The sequence below is a fragment of the Streptomyces sp. NPDC024698 genome, from assembly GCF_055559015.1.
Window position 1 is genome coordinate 18,421 of record NZ_JBVHLK010000013.1, and the last position, 24,371, is coordinate 42,791.

The 24,371-nt window shown below is 72.2% G+C and carries 20 protein-coding genes and 3 tRNA genes; 16 read left to right on the forward strand and 7 right to left on the reverse strand.

Features of this window, described 5'->3' with window-relative positions:
- Positions 1-254 precede the first annotated feature (254 nt).
- The 9 genes from tdh to ACZ4AA_RS25710 all read left to right on the forward strand — a co-directional run bounded on the left by tdh (position 255) and on the right by ACZ4AA_RS25710 (position 8,907).
- Complete coding sequence (gene tdh, locus ACZ4AA_RS25670; RefSeq protein ID WP_467607342.1) at positions 255-1,283, forward strand: L-threonine 3-dehydrogenase; 1,029 nt, start codon at positions 255-257, stop codon at positions 1,281-1,283.
- Positions 1,284-1,301: 18 nt separating this feature from the next.
- On the forward strand, positions 1,302-2,495 hold the full coding sequence (locus ACZ4AA_RS25675; RefSeq protein WP_467607345.1) for a glycine C-acetyltransferase: 1,194 nt from the start codon (positions 1,302-1,304) through the stop codon (positions 2,493-2,495).
- A 79-nt stretch (positions 2,496-2,574) separates the two neighbouring features.
- On the forward strand, positions 2,575-3,480 hold the full coding sequence (locus ACZ4AA_RS25680) for a LysR family transcriptional regulator (protein ID WP_339132817.1): 906 nt from the start codon (positions 2,575-2,577) through the stop codon (positions 3,478-3,480).
- A 47-nt stretch (positions 3,481-3,527) separates the two neighbouring features.
- Entirely contained in the window at positions 3,528-4,100 is a 573-nt protein-coding gene (locus tag ACZ4AA_RS25685) for a helix-turn-helix domain-containing protein (RefSeq protein WP_467607349.1), read from the forward strand.
- A complete protein-coding gene (locus tag ACZ4AA_RS25690; RefSeq protein ID WP_467607768.1) occupies positions 4,100-4,645 on the forward strand; it encodes a GNAT family N-acetyltransferase in 546 nt (181 codons plus the stop codon). The genes ACZ4AA_RS25685 and ACZ4AA_RS25690 overlap by 1 nt, the downstream gene beginning before the upstream one ends.
- A gap of 50 nt (positions 4,646-4,695) precedes the next feature.
- Positions 4,696-5,055: an MmcQ/YjbR family DNA-binding protein gene (locus ACZ4AA_RS25695; RefSeq protein WP_467607351.1), complete on the forward strand. Its 360-nt coding sequence runs from the start codon at positions 4,696-4,698 to the stop codon at positions 5,053-5,055.
- Between the two features lie 127 nt (positions 5,056-5,182).
- Positions 5,183-6,604 (forward strand): MFS transporter, encoded by a 1,422-nt coding sequence (locus ACZ4AA_RS25700; RefSeq protein ID WP_467607355.1) that lies wholly within the window; start codon positions 5,183-5,185, stop codon positions 6,602-6,604.
- A gap of 98 nt (positions 6,605-6,702) precedes the next feature.
- Positions 6,703-6,776, forward strand: a tRNA-Pro gene (locus ACZ4AA_RS25705).
- A 316-nt stretch (positions 6,777-7,092) separates the two neighbouring features.
- Positions 7,093-8,907 (forward strand): ABC transporter ATP-binding protein, encoded by a 1,815-nt coding sequence (locus tag ACZ4AA_RS25710; protein ID WP_467607358.1) that lies wholly within the window; start codon positions 7,093-7,095, stop codon positions 8,905-8,907.
- A gap of 67 nt (positions 8,908-8,974) precedes the next feature.
- Here ACZ4AA_RS25710 and ACZ4AA_RS25715 read toward each other — a convergent pair whose 3' ends face one another.
- Positions 8,975-10,711: a GAF domain-containing sensor histidine kinase gene (locus tag ACZ4AA_RS25715; RefSeq protein ID WP_467607360.1), complete on the reverse strand. Its 1,737-nt coding sequence runs from the start codon at positions 10,709-10,711 to the stop codon at positions 8,975-8,977.
- 160 nt (positions 10,712-10,871) lie between these two features.
- Positions 10,872-11,687: an SAM-dependent methyltransferase gene (locus ACZ4AA_RS25720; protein WP_467607362.1), complete on the reverse strand. Its 816-nt coding sequence runs from the start codon at positions 11,685-11,687 to the stop codon at positions 10,872-10,874.
- A 355-nt stretch (positions 11,688-12,042) separates the two neighbouring features.
- On the opposite strand from ACZ4AA_RS25720, the gene ACZ4AA_RS25725 reads away from it, so the two are divergent.
- Both ACZ4AA_RS25725 and ACZ4AA_RS25730 read left to right on the forward strand, forming a co-directional pair.
- Positions 12,043-13,230, forward strand: a complete 1,188-nt coding sequence (locus ACZ4AA_RS25725; RefSeq protein WP_467607367.1) for a thiolase family protein — start codon at positions 12,043-12,045, stop codon at positions 13,228-13,230.
- Between the two features lie 108 nt (positions 13,231-13,338).
- A complete protein-coding gene (locus ACZ4AA_RS25730) occupies positions 13,339-14,112 on the forward strand; it encodes a sulfite exporter TauE/SafE family protein (RefSeq protein ID WP_467607370.1) in 774 nt (257 codons plus the stop codon).
- 24 nt (positions 14,113-14,136) lie between these two features.
- Here ACZ4AA_RS25730 and ACZ4AA_RS25735 read toward each other — a convergent pair whose 3' ends face one another.
- The 3 genes from ACZ4AA_RS25735 to ACZ4AA_RS25745 form a co-directional block, all read right to left on the reverse strand.
- Positions 14,137-16,221, reverse strand: a complete 2,085-nt coding sequence (locus ACZ4AA_RS25735; protein WP_467607374.1) for an MDR family MFS transporter — start codon at positions 16,219-16,221, stop codon at positions 14,137-14,139.
- Positions 16,222-16,291: 70 nt separating this feature from the next.
- Positions 16,292-17,062 (reverse strand): precorrin-6A synthase (deacetylating), encoded by a 771-nt coding sequence (gene cobF, locus ACZ4AA_RS25740; protein ID WP_467607377.1) that lies wholly within the window; start codon positions 17,060-17,062, stop codon positions 16,292-16,294.
- Positions 17,063-17,236: 174 nt separating this feature from the next.
- Complete coding sequence (locus ACZ4AA_RS25745; protein WP_467607380.1) at positions 17,237-17,758, reverse strand: DUF309 domain-containing protein; 522 nt, start codon at positions 17,756-17,758, stop codon at positions 17,237-17,239.
- Positions 17,759-17,857: 99 nt separating this feature from the next.
- Here ACZ4AA_RS25745 and ACZ4AA_RS25750 point away from each other — a divergent pair.
- A tRNA-Pro gene (locus tag ACZ4AA_RS25750) sits at positions 17,858-17,931 on the forward strand.
- Positions 17,932-17,943: 12 nt separating this feature from the next.
- Here the strand turns inward: ACZ4AA_RS25750 and ACZ4AA_RS25755 are convergent.
- Complete coding sequence (locus ACZ4AA_RS25755; protein WP_467607383.1) at positions 17,944-20,088, reverse strand: SpoIIE family protein phosphatase; 2,145 nt, start codon at positions 20,086-20,088, stop codon at positions 17,944-17,946.
- Positions 20,089-20,374: 286 nt separating this feature from the next.
- Positions 20,375-20,911, reverse strand: coding sequence for an NUDIX hydrolase family protein (locus tag ACZ4AA_RS25760; RefSeq protein ID WP_467607386.1), 537 nt, complete (start codon positions 20,909-20,911; stop codon positions 20,375-20,377).
- A gap of 222 nt (positions 20,912-21,133) precedes the next feature.
- Here ACZ4AA_RS25760 and ACZ4AA_RS25765 point away from each other — a divergent pair, with 222 nt between their 5' ends.
- The 4 genes from ACZ4AA_RS25765 (at position 21,134) to ACZ4AA_RS25780 (ending at position 24,359) form a co-directional block, all read left to right on the forward strand.
- Entirely contained in the window at positions 21,134-22,015 is an 882-nt protein-coding gene (locus ACZ4AA_RS25765) for a dioxygenase family protein (protein ID WP_467607389.1), read from the forward strand.
- Entirely contained in the window at positions 22,012-23,094 is a 1,083-nt protein-coding gene (locus ACZ4AA_RS25770; RefSeq protein ID WP_467607391.1) for a maleylacetate reductase, read from the forward strand. Before ACZ4AA_RS25765 ends, ACZ4AA_RS25770 begins: the two co-directional genes overlap by 4 nt.
- Positions 23,095-23,378: 284 nt before the next feature.
- Positions 23,379-24,146: an NPP1 family protein gene (locus ACZ4AA_RS25775; protein WP_467607394.1), complete on the forward strand. Its 768-nt coding sequence runs from the start codon at positions 23,379-23,381 to the stop codon at positions 24,144-24,146.
- Between the two features lie 139 nt (positions 24,147-24,285).
- Positions 24,286-24,359, forward strand: a tRNA-Pro gene (locus ACZ4AA_RS25780).
- The last annotated feature ends 12 nt before the right edge of the window (positions 24,360-24,371 follow it).

Consider the following 24,371-nt stretch of genomic DNA (forward strand, 5'->3'; position numbering starts at 1 on the left):
CGGACGTGTGCGACGAGCCCTCACGGAACGGGGGTGACGCATGGCCGCGCGATCGTCCCCTGACGCCACCGTCCCCCCGGTCCGCCCGCCGGGAGAACGCGGGCGTGAAGGAAAGCTGGGGCCGCGCTTAAGAAATCCTCGATGGACCCAGGGCCCCGTCGTACGGCAGATTCCTGGGTGAATCCACCCCTCTCCCCGGTGCGGTCCGCTGCGGCGTGCCCTTTCCCGGGACCTCACGCACAGGAGCGGCACGAGTGAAGGCGCTGGTCAAGGAGAAGGCGGAGCCCGGACTCCGGCTCAAGGACGTCCCCGAGCCGCAGGCGGGCCCCGGCGATGTGCTGATCAAGGTCCTCAGGACCGGGATCTGCGGCACCGACCTGCACATCCGCAACTGGGACGGCTGGGCCCAGCGGACCATCAAGACGCCTCTCGTGCTCGGCCACGAGTTCGTCGGCGAGGTCGTCGAGACCGGCCGCGACGTCAGCGACATCAACGTCGGCGACCGCGTCAGCGGCGAGGGTCACCTCGTCTGCGGCAAGTGCCGCAACTGTCTCGCCGGACGCCGTCACCTGTGCCGCGCCACCATCGGCCTCGGCGTCGGCCGCGACGGAGCCTTCGCCGAGTACGTCGTGCTGCCCGCCACCAATGTGTGGGTGCACCGCGTCCCGGTCGACCTCGACGTCGCCGCGATCTTCGACCCGTTCGGCAACGCCGTCCACACCGCGCTGTCCTTCCCGCTCGTCGGCGAGGACGTCCTGATCACCGGCGCCGGCCCGATCGGTCTGATGGCCGCCGCCGTGGCCCGTCACGCTGGCGCCCGCAACGTCGTCATCACCGACGTGAGCGAGGAGCGCCTGGAGCTGGCCCGCAAGATCGGTGTCAGCCTCGCCCTCAACGTCTCCGGCTCGACGATCGCCGACGGGCAGCGCACCCTCGGCCTGCGCGAGGGATTCGACATCGGCCTGGAGATGTCCGGCCGCCCCGAGGCGATGCGCGACATGATCGCCAACATGACCCACGGCGGGCGGATCGCCATGCTGGGTCTGCCGTCCGCGGAGTTCCCGGTCGACTGGGCCCGGATCGTCACCTCGATGATCACGATCAAGGGCATCTACGGCCGCGAGATGTTCGAGACCTGGTACGCGATGTCGGTCCTCCTGGAGAGCGGCCTCGACCTCATGCCCGTGATCACCGGCCGGTACGGCTTCCGGGACTACGAGGCGGCGTTCGACGACGCGGCCGGCGGCCGTGGCGGCAAGGTCATTCTCGACTGGACCCTCTGAGGACTTAAGGAACTGATGATGTTCGACTCCGTCCGTGACGACCTGCGCACCACCCTCGACGAGATCCGCGCCGCCGGGCTGCACAAGCCCGAGCGGGTCATCGGCAGCCCGCAGTCCGCGACCGTCAGCGTCACCGCGGGTGGCCGCCCCGGTGAGGTCCTCAACTTCTGCGCGAACAACTACCTCGGCCTCGCCGACCACCCCGAGGTCGTCGCCGCCGCCCACGCCGCGCTCGACCGCTGGGGCTACGGCATGGCCTCCGTGCGCTTCATCTGCGGTACGCAGGAGGTGCACAAGGAGCTGGAGGCGCGGCTGTCCGCGTTCCTCGGCCAGGAGGACACGATCCTCTACTCCTCCTGCTTCGACGCCAACGGCGGCGTGTTCGAGACCCTCCTCGGCGCCGAGGACGCGGTCATCTCCGACGCCCTCAACCACGCCTCGATCATCGACGGCATCCGGCTGTCCAAGGCCCGCCGCTTCCGGTACGCCAACCGCGACATGGCCGACCTGGAGGCGCAGCTCAAGGAGGCCTCCGGCGCGCGCCGGAAGCTGATCGTCACCGACGGCGTCTTCTCGATGGACGGCTACGTCGCCCCGCTCCAGGAGATCTGCGACCTCGCCGAGCGCTACGACGCGATGGTCATGGTCGACGACTCGCACGCGGTCGGCTTCGTCGGCCCCGGCGGCCGGGGCACCCCCGAGCTGCACGGGGTCATGGACCGCGTCGACATCATCACCGGCACCCTGGGCAAGGCCCTCGGCGGAGCCTCCGGCGGCTATGTCGCCGCCCGCGCCGAGATCGTCGCCCTGCTGCGTCAGCGGTCCCGCCCGTACCTCTTCTCGAACACGCTCGCCCCGGTGATCGCCGCCGCCTCCCTGAAGGTCCTGGACCTGCTGGAGTCCGCCGACGCCCTGCGGGTGCGGCTGCGGGAGAACACGGCGCTGTTCCGCTCGCGGATGACCGAGGAGGGCTTCGACATCCTCCCCGGCGACCACGCGATCGCCCCCGTCATGATCGGTGACGCGTCCGTCGCCGGCCGCATGGCGGAGCTGCTCCTGGAGCGTGGCGTGTACGTGATCGGCTTCTCGTACCCGGTCGTCCCGCAGGACAAGGCGCGTATCCGCGTCCAGCTCTCCGCCGGACACTCGACCGAGGACGTGAACCGGGCCGTGGACGCCTTCGTGGCGGCGCGGGCCGAACTCGACGCCTGACGGCGGACGCGCCCCCGCGCCGGGGGCGCACACCGGTCCGATGGCCGGAAAACCCGTGTGACCTGAGAGAATCGGTCGCATGATCGAAGCGCGGCGGCTCCACATCCTCCGTGCGGTGGCGGACCACCGCACGGTCACGGCGGCGGCCGCCGCGCTCTATCTCACGCCCTCGGCGGTCTCGCAGCAGCTGACCGCCCTGGAGCAGGAGACGGGCCACCGGCTCGTCGAGCGCGGCGCCAAGGGCGTACGGCTGACCCCCGCCGGCGAGATCCTGCTCGGCCACACCAACGCCGTCCTGGCCCAACTGGAGCGTGCGGAGGCCGAGTTGGCCGCGTACAGCGCCGGGTCCGCCGGTACGGTGACGGTGGCGTCCTTCGCCACCGGCATCGGCCTGGTCGTGGCCCCCGCGCTGGCCAGGCTCGCCGTCACCTCGCCCGGCATCCTCGTGCGCGTCCAGGACGCCGAGGGCGACGCCAGCCTGCCGATGGTGCTCGACCGGCAGGTCGACATCGCGGTCGCCGTCGAGTACCGGGGCGCCCCGGACGCGGACGACCCGCGCCTGACCCACGTCCCGCTCTACGCCGAGCCCTTCGACGCGGTCGTCCCCGTCACCCACCGGTTGGCCGACGCCGAGGAGGTGCCCCTCGCCGAGCTGGCCAAGGACCCCTGGATCGGCCCCTACCCGGGCAACCCCTGCCATGACGTGGTCGTCCTGGCCTGCGAGAACGCCGGATTCCAACCGCGCCTCGAACACTCCTCGGACGACTTCCGGGCCGTCGTCGCCCTCGCCTCGGCGGACGCGGGCGTCGCCCTGGTCCCGCGCTCGGCGCTGCGGGGCATGGAACTCACCGGTGTGGTCGTGCGCCCCGTGGACGGCGTCGCCCCCACCCGCCGCGTCTTCGCCGCCGTACGCCGGGGCGCCGAGGACCACCCCCTGATCCGACCCGTCCTGGACGCGCTGACCCGGGCGGCCACCGTCGACTGACTGCGCCCGGCTCCATCGATTCCCGCATCTGGGATAGCATCCCGAATATGGGAAGCGAGGACGACGGTGCCGTCGACGTCCGGCTCGGGGCGCGACTGGCCGAGCTGAGGGCCGAGCGGGGCTGGACGCTGGGAGACCTGGCGGAGCGCAGCGGGATCAGCAGATCGACGCTCTCCCGTGCGGAGCGCGCCGAGATCAGCCCCACGGCCTCCCTCCTGAACCGCCTCTGCCATGTGTACGGACGGACCATGTCGCAGCTGCTCAGCGAGGTCGAGCGGGAGTCCGCCCTGCTGGTCCGCGCCGAGGATCAGAGGGTCTGGACGGATCAGGCCTCCGGGTTCGTCCGGCGTTCGGTGTCGCCGCCCCATCCGGGACTGCGCGGTGAACTGGTCGAGGGGCGGCTCACGGCCGGAGCGGACATCGCGTACGACCGCCCTCCCGTACCCGGCCTGGAGCAGCACATCTGGGTCCTCGACGGCCGGCTCGACGTGACCGCGCAGGACACCGGGCACCGCCTCGGCGCCGGTGACTGCCTCCGGCTGCGCGTATGGGGGCCGACCCGCTTCCACTGCCCCGGCCCCCAGGACGTGCGGTACGCGCTGGCGGTGGTGCTGCCGTGATCACCACGACCCGCCTCGCCGCCGCCGAACTCCTCGCTGTGGTCGAGGAGTTGGCGGACCTCCTCATCGACACCGTGGAAGGCGGCGCCTCGGTCGGATTCCTCGCCCCGCTCGGCCACGCGGACGCCGTCGCCCATTGGCGGGAGCGCGCGGACGCGGTCGCGGCCGGGCACCAGGCGGTCTGGGCGGCCCACGTCGGCGACCGGCTGCTCGGCACGGTCGCCCTCGCCTTCCCGGACAGGCCCAACAGCCGCCACCGCGCCGAACTCGTCAAGCTGATGGTGCACCGGGACGGCCGCGGACAGGGCGTCGGCCGTACGCTCCTCGCGACCGCGGAGACGGAAGCCGCCGCCAGGGGAATCACCCTCCTCCACCTGGACACCGAGACCGGCAGCCCCGCCGAGTCGCTGTACCTCTCGGCGGGCTGGACCCGGAGCGGGGAGATTCCGGACTACGCGGCGACACCGTCCGGCGAAGTGCGGGGGACGACGCTCTTCCACAAGCGAGTGCGCCCGGCCGCCGGGACCCCGGGCCCGCCTCTGTGACGTCGGGCCTCACCGGGTCGATGTCAGTGGGATTGGCTAGCGTTCGTGGCATGCCGGATGCCGAAGACGTACGCCGTATCGCCCTTTCCCTGCCGGACACGACGGAGAAGATCGCCTGGAGCATGCCCACCTTCCGGGTCGCGGGAAAGATGTTCGCCACGCTGCCCGAGGCGGAGACCTCCATCGCCGTGCGGTGTCCCAAGGAGGAGCGCGACGAACTGGTCCTGGCCGAGCCGGAGAAGTTCTGGATCGCCGACCACGAGGCCGGTTTCGCCTGGGTCCGGGCCCGGCTCGCGGCCCTGGAGGACGACGAGGAACTCCGCGCCGTCCTCGCCGACTCCTGGCGCCAGGCGGCCCCGCCCCGACTCGTGGACGCCCACCCCGAGTTGGGCCTCCCGTCCGCCGACTGAAACGGCCTCTGCGCCACCGGTGCCCCGTGGCATGATCCGCATCGCGGAGTGATCCGCGAGGGGAACGAAGCGTGGGGCGGGCTGTCTCGTGGGGGAGCGGCCGGGGCCGGGGGAGGGCACGAGCGGGATGTCCAGGACGTCATCGGGCGAGGAGCCGCGGACGGGAGAGTCCTCTCGGCGTGCGGCGGGGGGCCGCACGGCGGACGCCGGCGGGGACGGGGGCAGTCCGGGCGGGCCCGAGAGGCCCGGGGCGCCGGGCCCCGGCCGCACCCGGGCCGACCGCCGTGGCGAGCGGTCGCCGAGGCCCGTCTGGTCGCGGGACTTCGCCCTGTTCTTCGTCGCGCGAGCCCTCGCCCGGCTCGGCGAGAGCATGCTGCCGGTCGCGCTCGCGGCCGGACTCCTCCGGTACGGGTACGGAGCCGGTGCCGTCGGCCTCGCCATGGCCGCGTCGGCCGCGCCCTTCGCCGGACTGGTGATCTTCGGCGGAGTGATCGCCGACCGGTTCAGCACCCGCAGACTCATGATCGGCGCCGACCTGGTGCGCCTCGTCGCCCAGTCGGTCGCCGCCACGCTCTTCTTCACCGGCCAGGTGGTCCTCTGGCAGATCTGTGTGATCGGCGCGGTCAACGGCGCGGCCGGCGCCGTCTTCCAGCCGGGCGTCGCCAGCACCGTTCCGCGCCTGGCCGCCGACATCCAGGGGGCCAACGGCGCCATCCGGATCGCCGAGTCCTCCGCCCAGCTCGCCGGCCCCGCCCTCGCGGGCGTACTGGTCGCGTTCTCCTCCGCCGGAGGGGTCTTCGTGGCCCACGCCGGCACCTACGCGCTCAGCGCCCTGTGTCTGCTGCTGCTCCGCCTGCCTCCGGCCGCCCCCGGCGACCGGACCCACGGCGGCACCTTCAAGGCCGACCTCGCCGAAGGCTGGCGGGAGTTCAGATCCCGTACCTGGCTGTGGGGCGTCATCGCGATCTGGTGCGTCTACATGATCTCCGTCTGGGGCCCCACCGTGCCCCTGGTGGCGACCGAGGTGGTGCAGCGGCACGGCCCGCGCGCCTACGGCCTGATCAACTCCGCCCTCGGCGCCGGCACGGTCATCGGCGGGCTCCTCGCCCTGCGGCTGCGCCCGCGCCGCATGCTGCGCGCCGGGTCCTTGGCCCTCCTGGCCTTCGCGTGCTTCCCGGCGGCCGTGGGGGCGGGCTTCGGCGTGGCGGCCATCTCGGCGGGCGCCGTGGTCGCCGGGGCGGGCATGTCGCTCTGGGGCGTGATGTGGGCGACCAGTGTGCAGACGCAGGTCGCCCCCGACGTCCTCAACCGCATCCACGCCTACGACGTCGCGGGCTCCCTGGCGATGATGCCCGTCGGCCAGGCGCTGGCGGGGCCCGCCGCCGGGGTCCTGGGCGCGGACAACGTCCTGCTCGGCGCCGGCGCGATGTCGCTCGTCGTCCCCGTGGCCCTGCTCTCGGTGCCCGCGATACGTGGCCTCGTACGGGTCGACGGTCCCGTGCCCCGGTCCGCGACCACCCTCGCCGCGCCGCTCGAACAGGCCCGCTGACCACCTGGCCCGCGGAAACGGGTGCGCGACCACCGGCGTGAGTGCGGTATTGTTTCCGTGCACGTCCGGCCAGGGGAAACCCCAGGTCAGGCGGACATCGGGACGTGGCGCAGCTTGGTAGCGCACTTGACTGGGGGTCAAGGGGTCGCAGGTTCAAATCCTGTCGTCCCGACTCGTCGGAGTCGTGGTTCAGAGGCCGTTTTCTCCTCACGGAGGAAGCGGCCTCCGTCGTACCCGGACCCTGGACCCCGAAGCGCGAGGTCACGCGGGGCCGGACGAGGGTGGAGGCACACGGCCACCCGCCGGCGGAGACGCGCGGATGGCCGAGACGGACCGGTGGCCGGGAAAACACTTGGACCGCGCGGCCCCCGCCACGGGACCATCGAACTTCTTGCCTGCCCCTGTCCGGACACCTGCGCCCCGGGAAGCCCGCGGCGCGGTGAACCGCCACGGCGCGGCGGGCAGCCGTACGACGACACAGGGTTGTGATGGCATCTCCTGAGGCGCGCAAGGCATTGCCGGGCAAGGGCTCGGTCCTCCTCGCACTTCGCTACTACGGAAGGGAGCTGCGCAGGCTCCGACGACTGACCGTGCCCGGCATGCTGCTGCCGGCGCTGGGCAACATCGGCATCAGCTACGTCGCGCCGCTCGTCGTCGCGAAGCTGGTCGGCCGGATCGCGGGCGGCGACGGCGTCTCCACCGGCGACGCGCTGCCGTACGTCCTCGCCTTCGGCGGTGTCCTGCTCCTCGCGGAGGCGTTCTGGCGCCTCGGACTGCACTGTCTGAACCGCCTGGACGCCCTCGGCATCGAGCGGCTGTACGTGATCGGCATGGACGAACTGTTCGCCAAGGACGCCGCGTTCTTCCACGACAACTTCGCCGGCTCGCTGACCAAGCGGGTGCTGAGCTTCGCCTCCCGCTACGAGGAGTTCGTCGACACCATGACCTTCCAGGTCGTGGGCAGCCTCGTGCCGCTCCTGTTCGGCTCGGTGGTCCTGTGGCGCTACGAACCCCTGCTCGTCGCCGGACTCCTCGTGATGATCGCCGTGACGGGGCTGTGCGTGGTGCCGCTCATCCGCCGCCGTCAGGCACTCGTCGACGAGCGGGAGGAGGCGATCGCCCGGGTCTCGGGCCATGTCGCCGACAGCCTGATGAACATGGACACCGTCCGGGCCTTCGCGGCCGAGGAGCGCGAGGCGGCGGAGCACCGCTCCCGGGTCGCCGTCTCGCGCCGGCTCACCCTCCAGTCCTGGGACTACGGCAATCTGCGCATCGACACCTTCGTCGCGCCGATGTCGGTCCTGACCAACGCGCTCGGCCTGCTGCTCGCGGTCACGCTCGGCGGGGGCGCGCACGGTGTCGAGGCGGTCGTGGTGGCCTTCACGTACTACGCCAACGCGACCAGGATCATGTTCGAGTTCAACCAGATCTACCGGCGTCTGGAGAGCGCGATGACGGAGGCCGCGCAGTTCACCGAGCTGCTGCTGACACCGCCCACCGTGCTCGACCCCGTCGCTCCTGAGCCGCTGCGGGCCGGCGGCGCCGACGTCCGCTTCGAGCAGGTGAACTTCACCCACGGCGGCGCCGAGCCGCTGTTCAGCGGGCTCGAACTGGACGTGCCCAGCGGGGCGAAGGTCGGTCTGGTCGGTCGGTCGGGCGGCGGCAAGACCACGCTCACCCGGCTGCTGCTGCGGATGACGGACATCGAGGGCGGCCGCATCCTGATCGGCGGCCAGGACATCAGCAGGCTGCGCCAGGCCGATCTGCGCAGCCGGATCGCGTACGTGCCGCAGGACCCGGCGATGTTCCACCGAACCCTCCGGGACAACATCGCCTTCGCCCGTCCGGACGCCACCGAGGCGGAGATCCGCCGCGCCGCCGAGGCGGCCCATGTCACGGAGTTCGCCGACGCGCTGCCGGACGGTTTCGCCACCATGGTCGGCGAGCGCGGGATCAAGCTGTCCGGCGGCCAGCGCCAGCGGGTCGCCCTGGCCCGCGCGATCCTGCGCGACGCCCCGATCCTGCTGCTCGACGAGGCGACCAGCGCCCTGGACTCCGAGAGCGAGCTCCTGGTCCAGTCGGCGCTGTGGCGGCTCATGGAGCGGCGTACGGCGCTCGTGGTGGCGCACCGGCTGAGCACGGTCGCCACCATGGACCGGCTCGTCGTGCTGGACCGCGGAAAGATCGTCGAGCAGGGCACGCACCAGGAACTGCTCGCGACGGACGGCGCGTACGCGAAGCTCTGGCGCCACCAGTCCGGCGGCTTCATCGACGACAGCCCGGCCACGGCCGACCGGCACTGAATCCGGTCCGGGCGGCCGTCCTGGTCGGTCCTGGTCCGTCGTGGGGCGGGCGGGTGCGCCGGGGGGGTCAGGCCGGGTCGTCGTGGTGCAGCGGCACCGTCCACTCCAGGACGGTGCCGCTCGGCTCGTTGGACGTCAGGGCGCAGCTGCCGCCCAGGTGTTCGGCGCGGGTGCCGATGTTGCCGAGCCCACTGCGGCGGGTGACGTCGGGGCCGATCCCGCGTCCGTTGTCCACAACCCGCAGCCGCAGCGTGGTGGAGGTGGCCTCGGCGGTGACCTCCACGGCGGTGGCGTGGGCGTGCCGGGCCGTGTTGGACAGGGCCTCGCGCAGGACCGCGACCACGTGCTCGCGCTGCTCGTCGGACACGTCGGTGTCCAGCAGGCCGCTCATGCGCAGGGCGGGGGCGAAGCCCAGGGTCTCGGCCGCGCGGCCCACCTCGGTGACGAGCCGGGTGCGCAGCCCCGCGGTGGCGTCGGACCGGTCGCTCTCCCGCAGGGCGTAGATCGTGGACCGTACGACCTTGATCGTGTCGTCGAGGTCGTCCACCACCCGCTGGACACGTTCGGCCACGTCGGGCCGGTCGGCGAGGCGGTTGAGCACCGACTGGAGGCTGAGTCCGCCCGCGAACAGCCGCTGGATCGCCAGGTCGTGCAGATCCCGTGCGATCCGGTCACGGTCGTTGAGGATGAGCAACTGCTCGGCGTCGCGCCGGTGTTCGGCGATCTCCAGGGCCAGCGCGGCATGGCCGGCGAACCCGGCGATCATGTCGACGGTGGCGTCGGGGAACGCGGTGCCGCCCTGCCGGTTCGCGACCTGGAGGACGCCCCGCACCCGCTCGTGGGTGCCGAGCGGGATCACGAACGCCGGGCCGAGGTCGAGGACCGAGGCGCTGCCCGTCCCGGTGCGCGGGTCCTGGCTGAGCGAGGGGCTGACGATCGTCTCGCCCGAGGCGAACACCTTGGCCGCCAGACTCGTCCCCTCGGGCAGGGTCAGCCCCCGCACCCGCTCGGCGTCGCGCCCTTCGGCCGACTCGATGACCAGGTCCGTGGTCCCGGTCAGCGGCAGCGCCAGCGTGACGAGATCGGCGTCGGACAGCTCCCGGACCGTGGCCGTGAACGCGTGCAGGACGTCGACGGGGTCGGCGCCCGACAGCAGGGTGCGGGTCAGCTCGCTGCTCGCGGCCAGCCAGCGCTCACGGCGCCGGGCGTCGTCGTACAGCCGGGCGTTGTCGATGGCCACACCGGCCGCCGCGCCGAGCGTGCGCAGCACCGCCTCGTCCTCGGCGTCGAACTCGGCCCCGCCGTGTTTCTCCGTGAGGTACAGATTGCCGAAGATCTTGTCGCGGACCTGCACGGGGGTGCCGAGGAACGTGGTCATCGGGGGATGGCCGGGCGGGAAGCCGACCGAGTCCGGGTGGTCGCTCAGAACAGGGAGCCGCAGTGCGTGCGGCTCGCGGATGAGCAGGCCGAGGATGCCCTCGCCCCGGGGGTAGTGACCGATGCGGGCGATGGTCTCCTCGTCGATCCCGACCGTGATGAACTGCTTGATGCCGCCCTCGTCGCCGAGGACGCCGAGCGCGCCGTAGCGGCAGTCGACGAGCTGCACCGCGGATTCCACGATCTGGCGCAGCACGACGTCGAGGTCCAGGTCGCTGCCTATCGCGAGAACGGCTTCGAGGAGGGTGTGCACCCGGTTCTGGGTGCCGCGCACACGCTCGACCTGCTCCTGGAGGTCCTCCAGCAGGGCGTCCAGCCGGAACTGCGGGGCCGACGGCTCCTCCGGACGGTGTGCGCTCCGGTCCATTCGACATCCCCTCCACGTACCGCCCGTCGAAGCCATGATGCCCGACCGCCGGTGCCCGCGGCCGGGCACCTGTACGGAACGGTGCGACGGCTTCGCGGCGGAGGGGAGGAGCGCGCGCCGGCAGGTCCGAGATCCCGGGCCGGACGCCGCCGGCCCGTGCTCACCCGCGCTTGAGACCGACCCCGCCGTACAGGGACACCGGCGCGTCGCTGATCGGGGTCTCGCCCTCCGCGAGCCCGGGACGCCAGTCCTTCACCGAGACGACGCCCGGCTCGACGAGGTCCAGTCCTTCGAAGAAGCGGCTCACCTCGGCGTGGGTGCGGCCCACCAGCGTCACACCACCGCGCGCGTACGCCTCGATTCCCCGCCGGACCTCCTCCGGTTCGAAGTCGGCGGTCATCGCCGACAGCGACAGGAAGCTGCCCGGCGCCAGCGCGTCGAGCAGGGTCCCGACCAGTTCGTGGGCCCCGCCGTCGTCGGCGATGAAGTGCATCAGCGCGATCAGCGACAGCCCCACGGGCCGGTCGAGGTCGAGCACCCGCGCGGCCTCGGCGAGGATCTTCCCCGGCTCGCGCACGTCCGCCTGGACGTACTCCGTCCTGCCCTCCGGCGTGCCGCGCAGCAGCGCCTCCGCGTGGGCGAGGACGATCGGGTCGTTGTCGACGTACACCACCCGTGCCTCGGGGGCGGTGCGCTGCGCGATCTGGTGGAGGTTGGGCTCGGTGGGGATGCCCGTGCCGATGTCCAGGAACTGGCGGATTCCCGCCGTACCGACGAGATGACGGGTGGCCCGCTGCATGAACCAGCGGTTGCTGCGCGCGGCCCGCTTGGCCTCCGGATCACGCGCGGTGATCTGCCGCCCGAGCCGCTCGTCGACCGGGTAGTTGTCCTTGCCGCCCAGATACCAGTCGTACACCCTGGCCGGATGCGGCTTGGTGGTGTCGATCCCGTCCGCGGCGGACCCCGTTCCCGTCATACGACAACTCCCCGCTCGGCTCGGCCTGTTCGTCCCGTCGGCCTGGGTCCGGCGGGGTGCGCGAGCAGTCTGCCACCCGCGCCGGGAGCGGAGCGGGCGGCCGTCGATCCCCGGCCACGGTCCTGGCCGGAAATCTCCCGGGGCGATCCCGTACGAGCCCTGGTGTCCGGGGCGGACGGGTGGATGGGCGGATGGAGGGATACGGGCGGAAGGGGGATGCGGGCGGCGGGGGGATCTTCCCAAGCGTCCGGCGCGGGGCTATAGTCCAAAACTAGCAGTGCTAATTAATGCTGCTGCTGGCTTGTGCTCATCACCGTCCGGTGCCCGGTCGCCGGTGTCCGTCAGGAGTCCTGTCGTGCGTCCCGTCCACTTCGCGGCCGCCCGCCGCACCCCCATCGGCAAGCTGCGCGGTGCCCTGTCCTCCGTGCGGCCCGACGACCTCGCCGCGAGCGTCGTCCGCGCGCTGGTCGCCGAGGTGCCCTCCCTGGACCCGGCCCGCGTCGACGACGTCTACTGGGGCGCCGCCAACCAGGCCGGCGAGGACAACCGCAATGTCGCCCGGATGGCCGCGCTGCTCGCCGGACTGCCCGACAGCGTGCCCGGTGCCACCGTCAACCGGCTCTGCGCCTCCGGCCTCGAAGCCATCACCACCGCGGCCCGCGCCATCGCCTCCGGCGAGGCCGACATCGTGCTCGCCGGAGGTTCCGAGTCGATGAGCCGGGCCCCCTTCGTGCTGCCCCGCCCGGACGAGGCGCTGCCGCACCGCATCGAGACCGTCGACACCCGGCTCGGCTGGCGGCTGGTCAACCCCGCGATGAAGGACCTGCACGGCGTTCTGTCCATGGGCGAGACCGCGGAGGAGGTCGCCGCGCGGTACGGCGTCTCGCGCGAGCGGCAGGACGCGTTCGCGCTCCGCAGCCACCAGCGCGCGGCGGACGCCCGCAAGAACGGGTACTTCGCCTCCGAACTGCTCCCCTTCGAGCGCCCCGACGGTGTGGTCGTCGACAGCGACGAATGCGTACGCGAGGACACCTCGCTCGACAGACTGGCCCGCCTCAAGCCGGTGTTCCGCGCCGGAGGCACCGTCACGGCGGGCAACGCCTCGCCGATGAACGACGGAGCCGCCGGTGTGCTGCTCGTCAGCGAGGGGGTCCTGAACGAACTCGGGCTGGAATCGCTCGGCCGCTATGCCGCCGGGGCCTCGGCCGGTGTCCATCCCGACGTCATGGGCATCGGCCCGGTGCCCGCGACCCGCAAGGCGCTCGCCCGCGTCGGCTGGAGCGTCGCCGACGTCCAGGAAGCCGAGTTCAACGAGGCGTTCGCCGCCCAGGCCCTCGCCTGCGTCGACCAGCTCGGCATCGACCCCGACCTCGTCAACCCGACCGGCGGCGCCATCGCGCTGGGCCACCCGCTCGGCGCCTCGGGCGCCCGCATCCTGACCACCCTGCTGCACCGCATGCGCCGCACGGGCGCCGAGCGCGGACTGGCCACGATGTGCGTCGGCGTGGGGCAGGGCAGCGCGGTCCTGGTCGAGCGCCCCTGACGAACCGGCCGGACAAGCCCCCGGTGGGACCACCTGCCGACCGGGGAAACGCCTGGTCGGACCCTCGCCCCCGGGGGCGAGACGCGTGGGCATAGCATCGGCCCCCGCATGAACACGATGACGCTCTGGCACATATCCATCGGGGAGTTCGCGGCGCTCGCCGCCGCGGCTCTTCTCGTCGGCTTCTCCAAGACCGCGGTCAGCGGCGCCAACACGGTCAGTCTGGCTGTCTTCGCCGCCGTGCTGCCCGCCCGCGCCTCGACCGGCGTCCTGCTGCCCCTCCTGATCGTCGGGGACCTGCTGGCCGTCGCCACCTACCGGCGCCACGCCCACTGGCCCACGCTGTGGCGGCTGTTCCCGGCGGTCGCCGCCGGTGTCGTCCTCGGCACCCTGTTCCTGGTGTGGGCCGACGACGGTGTCGTACGGGCCTCCATCGGCGCGACCCTGCTGCTGATGACCGGGATCACGCTGTGGCGCCGCCGGGCCGCCGTCCGGGACGAGGAACCCGACGCCGTCGTGACCCGGGCGGGCCGCGTCAAGGCGCGTTCCTACGGTGTCCTCGGCGGCTTCACCACCATGGTCGCCAACGCGGGCGGCCCGGTCATGTCGATGTATCTCCTCTCGGCGGGCTTCCGCAAGCTCGGCTTCCTCGGCACCTCGGCCTTCTTCTTCCTGATCGTCAACGTCGCCAAGCTGCCGTTCAGCGCGGGTCTGGGCCTGATCGACGGCCGTTCGCTGCTCCTGGACGCGGCGCTGGCCGTGTTCGTCGTACCGGGGGCCTTCCTCGGGAAGTGGGCCGTCAAGCGCATCAACCAGCTGCTCTTCGAACGTCTGGTGATCGCGGCGACGGTGATCGGCGGAGCGCAACTGCTGCTCCGCTGACCCCGCGTCCGCCGGCCCGCCCGGTCAGTTCCTCGTGGCCGACGTCAGCTCGGGGGGCCGGTCAGGGAGGCCCTGGGTCAGGTCCTCGACCAGCAGGCGCTTGGCGATCGTGTCGACGGCGGCGCGCAGTTCCGTGCCGGACGGGCGGCCGAGATCCTGTTCGACCCGCCCGGCGAGCCAGCGACCCCAGGCCTCGCCGATCACCCGTGCCTCCCGCTCACCCGCCGCCGTGTGCGAGAACAGCGATCCGTGCCGGGTCACATACCCCTCCTCGACCATCCGCTCGAAGACCGGGACGAGCACCTCGGGTGGCAGCCGGCGCCGGGCGGCGATCAGCGCGAGGTTGGCGTGGCCGACCATGCGGGTGAACAGTTCGACCTGCATCACGACCCAGGCGCCCGCCACGTCCAGCCGGGTGTCGGAATCCAGCACGATCCGGCGCGCGGTGTTCATCTCCGTGGTGCCGATGATCTTCCCGACGGCGGCCTCCAGCAGCCGCTGGGAGTCGGCGGTGGACGGTGACGCGAACCCCTCGCCCATGTCCGTCGACCCCAGGCGCGCGCTGTCGCGCAGCTCCACCTGCTTGAGGAACAGCGCCACGACGAAGCCCAGGACCGCGACCGGAACCGTCCACAGGAATACGGTGTGCAGGGTGTCGGCGTACGCGTCGATGATGGGCGCGGCGGCCCGTGGCGGCAGCGCGTGCAGCCCCTCCGGACTCTGCGCCGCCTTCGCGATCACGGCGGGCCGGGCCGCCCCCGTCTCGGCGGCCGCCCTGACCCCGTCGGCCAGATTCGGCTTGAGCGCGTTGGTGTAGATCGTGCCGAACACGGCCGTGCCGAACGAACTGCCCAGCGTACGGAAGAAGGTGACCCCGGAGGTCGCGGTGCCGAGGTCGGTGTACTCGACGGTGTTCTGCACGGCGATCGTCAGCACCTGCATGCAGAGCCCGATTCCGGTGCCGAGCACGAACATGTAGAGCGAGGCCAGCCAGGCTCCGGTCTCCGGGCCCATGCGGGACATCAGATAGAGCCCGACCGCCATCACGAGGGAGCCGACGATCGGGAAGATCCGGTACCGGCCGGTCTTGCTCACCACGTTGCCGCTGAAGACCGACGCGATGAGCAGCCCGAGGACCAGGGGCAGTGTGCGCACTCCGGAGACCGTGGCCGAGTCCCCGTCGACGTACTGGAGATAGGTCGGCAGATAGGTCATCGCGCCGAGCATCGCGAAACCCACGATGAAACTGAGGATCGAGCAGACCGTGAAGACCGGGTTGGAGAACAGCCGCATCGGCAGCATCGGTTCGGCGGCGCGCGTCTCGACCAGGCAGAACAGACCGAGCGCGATCAGGCCGCCCACGAAGAGGCCGATGATGACCGGCGAGACCCAGGCGTACTCGTTGCCGCCCCAACTCGTCGCCAGGATCAGGGCGCTGGCCCCCACCGCGACCAGGGCGATGCCCAGATAGTCGATGACGGGACGGGTCGCGGACTTGACCACGGGAATGGTGCGCGCCGCCGCGATCACCACGAGGATCGCGAGGGGCACGTTGATGTAGAACGCCCAGCGCCAGGTCAGATGGTCGGTGAACAGACCGCCGAGCAGCGGTCCGATGACCGTGGCCACCCCGAAGACGGCACCGATCGCGCCCTGGTACTTGCCCCGTTCGCGCAGCGGGATGACATCCGCGATCAGCGCCATGGAGGTCACCATCAGCCCGCCGGCGCCGACGCCCTGCAATCCGCGCCAGGCGATCAGCAGCGACATGTTCGTGGCGAGCCCGCACAGGAACGACCCCGTGATGAAGATGATCGCCGACGCCTGGAAGACCACCTTGCGGCCGAACAGATCGCCGAACTTGCCGACCAGCGCGGTCGCCACGGTCTCCGCCAGCAGATACGCGGTCACCACCCACGACATGTGCGCGGCACCGCCCAGGTCCGAGACGATCGTCGGCAGCGCGGTGCCCACGATCGTCTGGTCCAGGGCGGCGAGCAGCAGTCCGAGGGCGATCGTCACGAAGACGATGTTGCGGCGGCGGTTGTCGAGCACCGGCGGTCCGGGCGCCCCCGCCGGGGCCGGCGCGGTGTCCTCCGTGATCGTCACAAAGACACCCTCACACCGGTCGGCGCCCCGTGCATGCGGAGCGACCCGCCCGGTGTACGGGCCGTCCGCCCTACGTTCCCGGATTCCTGCGCAGCAGATAGGTGTCCATGATCCATCCCTTGCGCTCCCGGGCCTCGGCGCGCAGCCGCTCGATCCTGGGGGCGGCTTCGGCCAGCGGACCGGAGACGAGGATCTCGTCGGGTGTGCCGATGTAGGCGCCCCAGTAGATGTCGATGTCCTCGTCCGCGTACTGCATGAACCTCTGGTGGGCGTCGAGCATCACGACCACGTCGTCCACGCCGTCGGGGAAGCCCTCGGCGAGACGCCGCCCGGTGGTGATCTGCACGGGCCGCGCGACCCGGTTCAGCCCGGTGCGGTGCCGGGCGACGAGCGCCGAGACACTGCTGATGCCGGGCACCACGTCGTACGAGAACGCCACCGTGCCCCGGTCCAGGATCTCCTCCAGGATGCCGAGCGTGCTGTCGTACAGAGAGGGGTCGCCCCAGACGAGGAACGCGCCGCTCTCGTCCTCGCCCAGTTCCCCGGCGATCAGCCGTTCGTAGATCTCGGCCCGGGCGCTGCGCCAGTCCCCGACGGCGGGCGAGTACGCCGAGCCGCCCGCGGTCCGGTCCCGGTCCGGGTCGCGCGCCTCGACCAGGCGGTACGACCCCTCGGGCAGATGCGCGTCGAGGATGTCGCGGCGCAGCCCGACGAGGTCCGACTTCACCTCGCCCTTGTCCAGGATGAAGAACACGTCCGTGCTCCGCAGCGCCTTGACCGCCTGAAGCGTGAGCTGATCGGGGTCGCCCGCGCCGATGCCGATGACATGAATCTTTCGCACACCGAGAGTCTGCCGCACGCCACCGACCGTGGACGCACCGGCCGGGACACCGGACCTCCGCCGGCCCGAACACCGGCCCACGCGTCGGCCCGAACGCCGGCCCGGGTGCGGGGCCGCCAGGCGTCCGGCGGACGGCCCCGCACTCGCGCCGGACGCCCCCGCCGCGCCCCCTCGTCAGGCGGACCCGCGCAGCCGGGGTGATTCCCGCGCGGCGTCGACCGGTCCGGCCTCGCGTTCCACCGTGGTCGCCAACTCCCTTGCCCAGCGGCTGACTTCGGCGAGATCCAGGTCGTAGGGCCGCTCCCGCCCGGTCGCCGACGTCCACTCCTCGACGGCCCCGGCACCCCGCCGCAGCAGCCGGGCGCCGCCCGTCACGTTCCCCCGCGCCGCGTGGGTGAGCCCCACGGCGAGCTGGGCCAGCCCCCGCCAGAGCCCTCGCTCGTCCGCGGGACCGGACTTCCAGGCGTCCTCGAAGACCTCGTGCGCGTGGAACGGCCTGCCCGCGTCCAGCAGCGCCTGGGCCTCGGCGACCGTCCGCTCGGGACGGCGTACGACGCCCTCGGGCGCCCGCTCCACCCCGGCGGCGCCGTACGGCAGCGGGCGCCCCAGCCCGTCGCGGGGCCGGGCGCTGCGTGCCCGCCCCTCGGCGTCCCTGTCGCGTCCGCCGGCCCGCCGTGTCTCCGATGTCCCGGTCATACGCCGATTGTCGCGCGCCCCGTCCCCCGGCGGAGCAGCCCCCGGCGTGGGGTAAAGTTCTGTTCGCACGATCACGCGGGGAACCGCGGGTGAGGGCACCGGGACGTGGCGCAGCTTGGTAGCGCACTTGACTGGGGGTCAAGGGGTCGCAGGTTCAAATCCTGTCGTCCCGACAGAGGTTTACCTCATTGTCGCAGGTCGGAGGCCGTCTTCTCATGGGAGGGCGGCCTCCGGCGTCTTTCCTGTTCGGCCCAGATCGCCTTGCCCCGGCCGCCGCCCCTGACTCCCCAGCGGCGGCTGAGCTGTGCGGTGATGAAGAGCCCGCGCCCGTTCTCGTCCGTCGCCAGGGCCCGGCGCAGATGCGGGGCGGTGCTGCTGTCGTCGGTGACCTCACAGGTGAGGGTCTCGCCGAGGATCAGCCGCAGCTGGATCGGCCCCTCGGCGTACCGCACGGCGTTGGTCACCAGTTCGCTGACGATGAGCGCGGTGTCGTCGACGAGGTCGGCGGCGATGCCCCAGTGCTTCAGCTGGCCTGCCGCGGCCTGCCGGGCCTCGGAGACGATCGCGGGGCTGTTGGGGAAGGTCCAGGTCTTGGTCTGTTCCGGGCCGAGCGTGCGGGTGCGGGCCAGGAGCAGGAATGCGTCGTGGTGGAGCCGGTCGGCCCCCAGATCGCGGGTGAGGGAGTCGCACAGCGCCTGGAGGGACGGACCGGGAGCGGTGACGGCGTCCGCGATCCGGTCCTGGAGCGACGAGGCCCTGTCCGCGGCGTCGCCCAGGAGCGCGGAGTTGTAGAGCAGCAGGGTGGTGCCCGTGGGCAGGGCACGTTCGGTGACCCGGTACTGGGGGATGTCCATGCCCAGCGCGGGGCCGGGGGCGATGTCCAGGGCCTCGACCTGACCGCCCGGGTGCAGCAGGACGGGTGCCGGATGCCCGGCGCTCGCCGCGGTGCACAGGCGGGTGACCGGATCGTAGACGAGGTAGAGGCAGCTGGCCGGGGCGGTGTCGTGCGGGGGGAGGTCGGGTGTGCCGGCCAGTACCGGCTGGGGGCGGCTGGCGAGATCGTGCAGCCGTTCCAGGATCTCGTCGGGTGGCAGGTCGAGGTCGGACAGCGCCTCGATCGCGGCGCGCAGTTCGCCCATGGCCGAGGGATCGGCGATGTCCGCGGCGGCGGCCGTGTCCCCGGCGACGAGCGCGATCCTGGCCCCGGACAGCGGGATGACGTCGAACCAGGCGCCGCCCGTTCCCGCGGGCAGGTAGGCGTGGGCCAGGTCGACCGCGGCGGCCGCGGGTGTCGTGGGATGGGCGAGGCGGCCGGTGAGGATGCGGGAGGTGGAGCGCTCGCGTCCGTACTGACGGGCGTTGTCCAGGCAGAGCGCGGCGTGGGTGGTCAGCTGCTCCGCCAGCGCCAGGTCCTTGTCGTCGAACGGGGCGGGGGCGCGCCACCGGTAGAAACAGGCGAGTCCGAGCACGAGGCCGCGGGCCCGGATGGGGACGAGCAGCATCGAGTGCACGCCGGCGGTCAGGATCAGGGCGTCACGCCGTCGCTGCGGGTCGAGCCAGGGGTCGTCCGGGTCCAGCCGGCGGATCAGCCTGGGCGCCAGGGTGTCCAGGGCGGCCCGGTAGGGCGTGGCGGGCGGATAGGTGGTGACCTCTCCCACCTTCGGTACGCCCTGCTGTTCGGGACCGGTGACCGAGCGGAATCCGGCGCGCCGCAGCGCCGCCTCCCGTTCGCGGGAGTCCGGGGTGGGCGCGTGGCCGCGCAGCACGGTGTCGTAGACGTCCACGGTCACGGTGTCGGCCAGACGGGGGACGGCCAGGTCGCAGAACTCGGCGGCGGTGCGGAACACGTCCAGGGTGGTGCCGACCCGGGTGGCCGACTCGTTCAGCAGCCGCAGGCCCGCCTCGGCCCGTACACGGGCGGTGATGTCGGTCAGCGCGGCGGCGACGCCGAGGACGGTCCCGTCGGCGTGCTGGAGCCGCAGCACGTCGACCGAGACGACCGCCTCGACGGCGGGCTCGTGCCGGCTGCGGAGCCGGATGGGCAGGTCGAAGACGGGCCGGCCCGATTCCAGCACCCGCCGTGCCGTCTGCTCGATGACGTCACGGCCGGCGACGTCGAAGGCCCGAAGGATCTCGGACACCGGCCGGCCGACCATGCGGTCGGTCGGGAAGTCGCGCATCAGCCGCGCGGCGGTGTTCACGCGCACCAGCCGCAGTTTCGCGTCGTACACGTGCAGGCCGGCCGGGGACCGGGAGAACAGCGCGTCCAGGAGCGCGTCACCCAGGTCCTCGTCCGTCGGGTCGTCCTTCGAACGGTGTCCATCTGTCACGACGGAACGCCTCTTCGCTGAGTCGGAACGATGCGTTCTTCCGATCCAACCCCCGCCCGGGAACCGTTGCCACCGGAGCGCGGCGGACCGGCGGTCCGAGGCCGCCGCCACGACCGGCCGGCACGGGACCGCGCGGTCGGGGCGACCCGGGCCTCGGCCGGCGGCCTTCAGGCGTCGAGGAGCGGAGGCATGCCCGGGCCGGCCGGTCGACCGGCGGGGCCTGCCGTGCCGGTCGAGCTCACCGAGCGGCGCGTCGGCCGCCGAGTCCCGGCGGAGCGGGAGCGCGTCAGCCGATCCGTCCCACGTGCGCCAGTGCCTGCCGCAGCAGCACGCCGTGGCCGCCCGGCATGTCGTCCGTGACCACGGGGGACGAGGCCTCCTCCGGGCTGAACCAGACCAGGTCGAGGGCGTCCTGCCGGGGACGGCAGTCGCCGGTCACCGGCACGATGTACGCCAGGGACACCGCGTGCTGGCGCGGGTCGTGGAACGGCGTGACCCCCAGCGTCGGGAAGTACTCGGCGACGGTGAAGGGCTGGAGCGAGGCCGGGATCCGGGGGAGGGCCACCGGTCCGAGGTCCTTCTCCAGATGGCGCAGCAGGGCGTCGCGGACCCGCTCGTGGTGCAGCACCCGGCCGGAGACGAGGGTACGGCTGACCGTCCCGTCCGGGCCGATACGGAGCAGGAGTCCGATGTGGGTGACTTCGCCGTTGTCGTCGACGCGCACCGGTACGGCCTCGACGTACAGGATCGGCATGCGGGCGCGGGCCGATTCCAGTTCGTCACGGGACAGCCAGCCGGGCGTGGTTTCGGTCAAGTCAGACATTGCTTGATCATACTTTCCGTGCGTCCGGTGCGGGCGTGATGCTCCAGGTCAACGATGCCCCACGAAAAGGGTCATTGTGTGTTCTTCGGCCTCGGCCGCGGTGTTTCGGGCCGCCGGGCCGGACACGGCACGGGGGGTTCGCCGGCCGGGGACCGCGCGCCCCCGCGGCCTCGTAGCCTGGTGCCCGCCCGGCAGCGCGGCCGGCGGGACCACGGGAGCGGCATGGCCATGGATTTCACCACGGAGATCACCGACGCCGTCGTCGACAGCTTCGCGGGCACGGCCGATCCGCGACTGCGTGAACTGCTCGGCGCGCTCACCCGCCATCTGCACGCCTTCGTCCGCGAGACCCGGCCGACGACGGGGGAGTGGGAGAGCGCCATAGCCTTCCTCACGGCGACCGGACGGATGTGCACGGACACCCGGCAGGAGTTCATCCTGCTGTCGGACGTGCTCGGCGTGTCCATGCTGGTCGACGCCCTGAACGGCCACGACGACGATGACGGCCACGACGCCCCGGGGGCGACGGAGTCGACGGTCCTCGGGCCGTTCCACATGACGCGGTCGCCGGTGCGGGAACTCGGCGCGAGCATCGACCTGGTGGGTAACGGCGAGCCCTGCGTGGTCAGCGGCAGGGTGCTGTCCGGGGACGGCACCCCGCTGCCCGGCGCGGTCCTCGACGTGTGGCAGGCGGACGGCGAGGGCTTCTACGACGTGCAGCGGCCGGACCTCCAGCCGCCCGGCAACGGCCGCGGCCTGTTCACCACGGACGCCGAGGGCCGTTTCCGGTTCCGCACCTGTGTGCCGAGCCCGTATCCGATCCCCGTCGACGGCCCGGTCGGCGCCCTGCTCGGGGCGAGCGGACGCCACCCCTGGCGTCCCGCCCACATCCACTTCATCGCCTCCGCCGAGGGCCACGCCCCCGTCACCACGCACATCTTCGTGGCGGGCGGCCCCTATCTGGACTCCGACGCCGTCTTCGCCGTGAAGCGCAGCCTCGTCCAGGACTTCACGGAGACCGACGATCCCTCGCTGGCAAGGGAGTTCGGCGTCGAGAACCCCTTCCGGCACGCCCGCTTCGACCTCGTACTGGAGCCCGTATGACCAGCCCGCTCGACTTCACCTACGAGACCCGGCCCGCCCGGGTCGTCTTCCGGCCCGGCGCCTCGGTGACCGCCACACCGGGAGAGGCGGCGCGGCTCGGGCTGCACCGGGTGCTCGTGGTGTGCGGGAGCCGGGGCGTGGAGGCCGCGCAGGCGGTCGCGGACGCGCTGGGCGACAGCTGTGCGGGGGTCCACACCGGGGCCCGGATGCATGTCCCGGTGGAGGTCGCCGACGAGGCCGTCGAGGTGGCGCGGGCGGCGGCTGCCGACGGGTGTGTCGCCGTCGGCGGCGGTTCCGCGATCGGCATGGGCAAGGTGATCGCGCTGCGCACCGGTCTGCCGCTGATCGCCGTGCCCTCCACCTACTCGGGATCCGAGATGACGTCCGTGTGGGGCCTGACCGAACGGGGGGTCAAACGCACCGGCCGCGACTCCTCCGTACAGCCGCGCTGTGTCGTCTACGACCCCGACCTCACCCTCGGGCTGCCGGTCCCCCTCTCGGTGACCAGCGGTGTCAACGCCCTGGCGCACGCGGTCGAGGCGCTGTACGCCCCCGACGCCTCCCCGCTGGTCTCGCTGATGGCGGAGGAGGGCGTACGGGCGATGGCCGGCGCGCTTCCCGGCGTGGCCGCGGACCCGGGCGATCCGAGGGCGCGGGCCCGGGCCCTGTACGGCGCCTGGCTCTGCGGTTCCTGCCTCGGCGCGACGACCATGGGCCTGCACCACAAGCTCTGCCATGTCCTCGGTGGCACTTTCGGTCTGCCGCACGCCGAGACCCACACCGTGGTCCTCCCGTACACCCTCGCCCACAACGCGGCCGCCGCCCCGGAGGCCGTCGCGGTCCTGGAGCGCGCCCTCGACACCGACGACGTCCCCCACGCCCTCCAGGCGCTGGCGGGGAACCTCGGAGCTCCCCGCACCCTGGCCGAACTCGGCCTGGAGGAAGGTGACTTGGCTCATGCGGCGGCGCAGGTCGCCGCGGAGTCCTTTCCCAACCCCCGTGAGGTCACCGCGAGCGGTGTCCTCGGGCTGCTGACGGCCGCGTACGAGGGCTGGGAGCCGCGGAGCGAGGTGGCCTAGGGCCTGTCCGACACCTCACGTCGTCGCCCGCGGACGGGAAGTGTCAGTCAGGCTCTAGCGGGGATCGGGACCGCAACCAGGCCCCAGAGGCGCCGAGTTGGGCTCCGGGCTGTCCTCGGAGCCGTCCAACCGGCTTTGCCCTGCATCCCGTTGGACATCCGTCATCGCTCCGACACCCGCGGACTCTGGTGTTTTCCCCGCACGCCCGGGAGGCTGACCTGGGCATGCCAAGACGACCGCCTGGTCTGCCCTGCCCCCACGCAGCGGTCGATCGGGAGGAAGCAGTGACAAGAAGCTCGCGGGCCCGCAAGGTCTCGCTCGTCCTCGGCAGCGCCGTCGCCCTGGTCGTCGCCTTTCCGGGCAGCGCCCTCGCCGACCCGCCCACGGCCCTGCCGGGGAACGCGGACACACTGGAGAGCACGTTCCAGCCGGCCTTCGACTACGACACCGACGGCTGCTACCCGACCCCGGCCATCGGCCCGGACGGGACGATCAACCCCGGCCTCAAGCCCTCCGGGGCCCTCAACGGCCACTGTCACGACCCCTGGGACCTCGACAACACCAACGGCTACTCCCGGGAGAAGTGCAACAACGGCTGGTGCGCCGTCATCTACGGCCTCTACATGGAGAAGGACCAGGCCGTCGTCGGCAGCGGGCTCGGCGGGCACCGCAACGACTGGGAGCACGTCGTGGTGTGGATCCAGGACAACGAGGCCAAGTACGTCTCCACGTCGGCGCACGGCAACTTCAACATCTACAACCGAAACCAGATCCGCTGGGACGGGACGCATCCCAAGGTCGTCTACCACAAGGACGGAATCGGCACCCACTGCTTCCGGCCCGCGAACACGCACGACGAACCGCCGGAGAACAGCTACCACACCTGGCAGTTCCCGACCCTGGTCGGCTGGAACGGCTACCCCGCCGGACTGCGCGACAAGCTGACCGCCTACGACTTCGGCAGTGCCCATTTCGGCCTCAGGGACGACAGCTTCAGCTCCCACCTGGCGAAGGCCGAGCCCGCCGGCATCCCCTTCGATCCCAACGCCTGACCGGCCCCGGAACGCCGGCCCCCCGGTCCGGCGCCGACCCCCGCTGCGCTGCGGCGATGACCGTGTGTGCGCGGACGTCCACCGACGTGCGGTAGGGTTCGGGTGCGCGAACACACGGGTCACCGTGTGCGAGACGCATCGGGACGTGGCGCAGCTTGGTAGCGCACTTGACTGGGGGTCAAGGGGTCGCAGGTTCAAATCCTGTCGTCCCGACAGAAGAAGTCG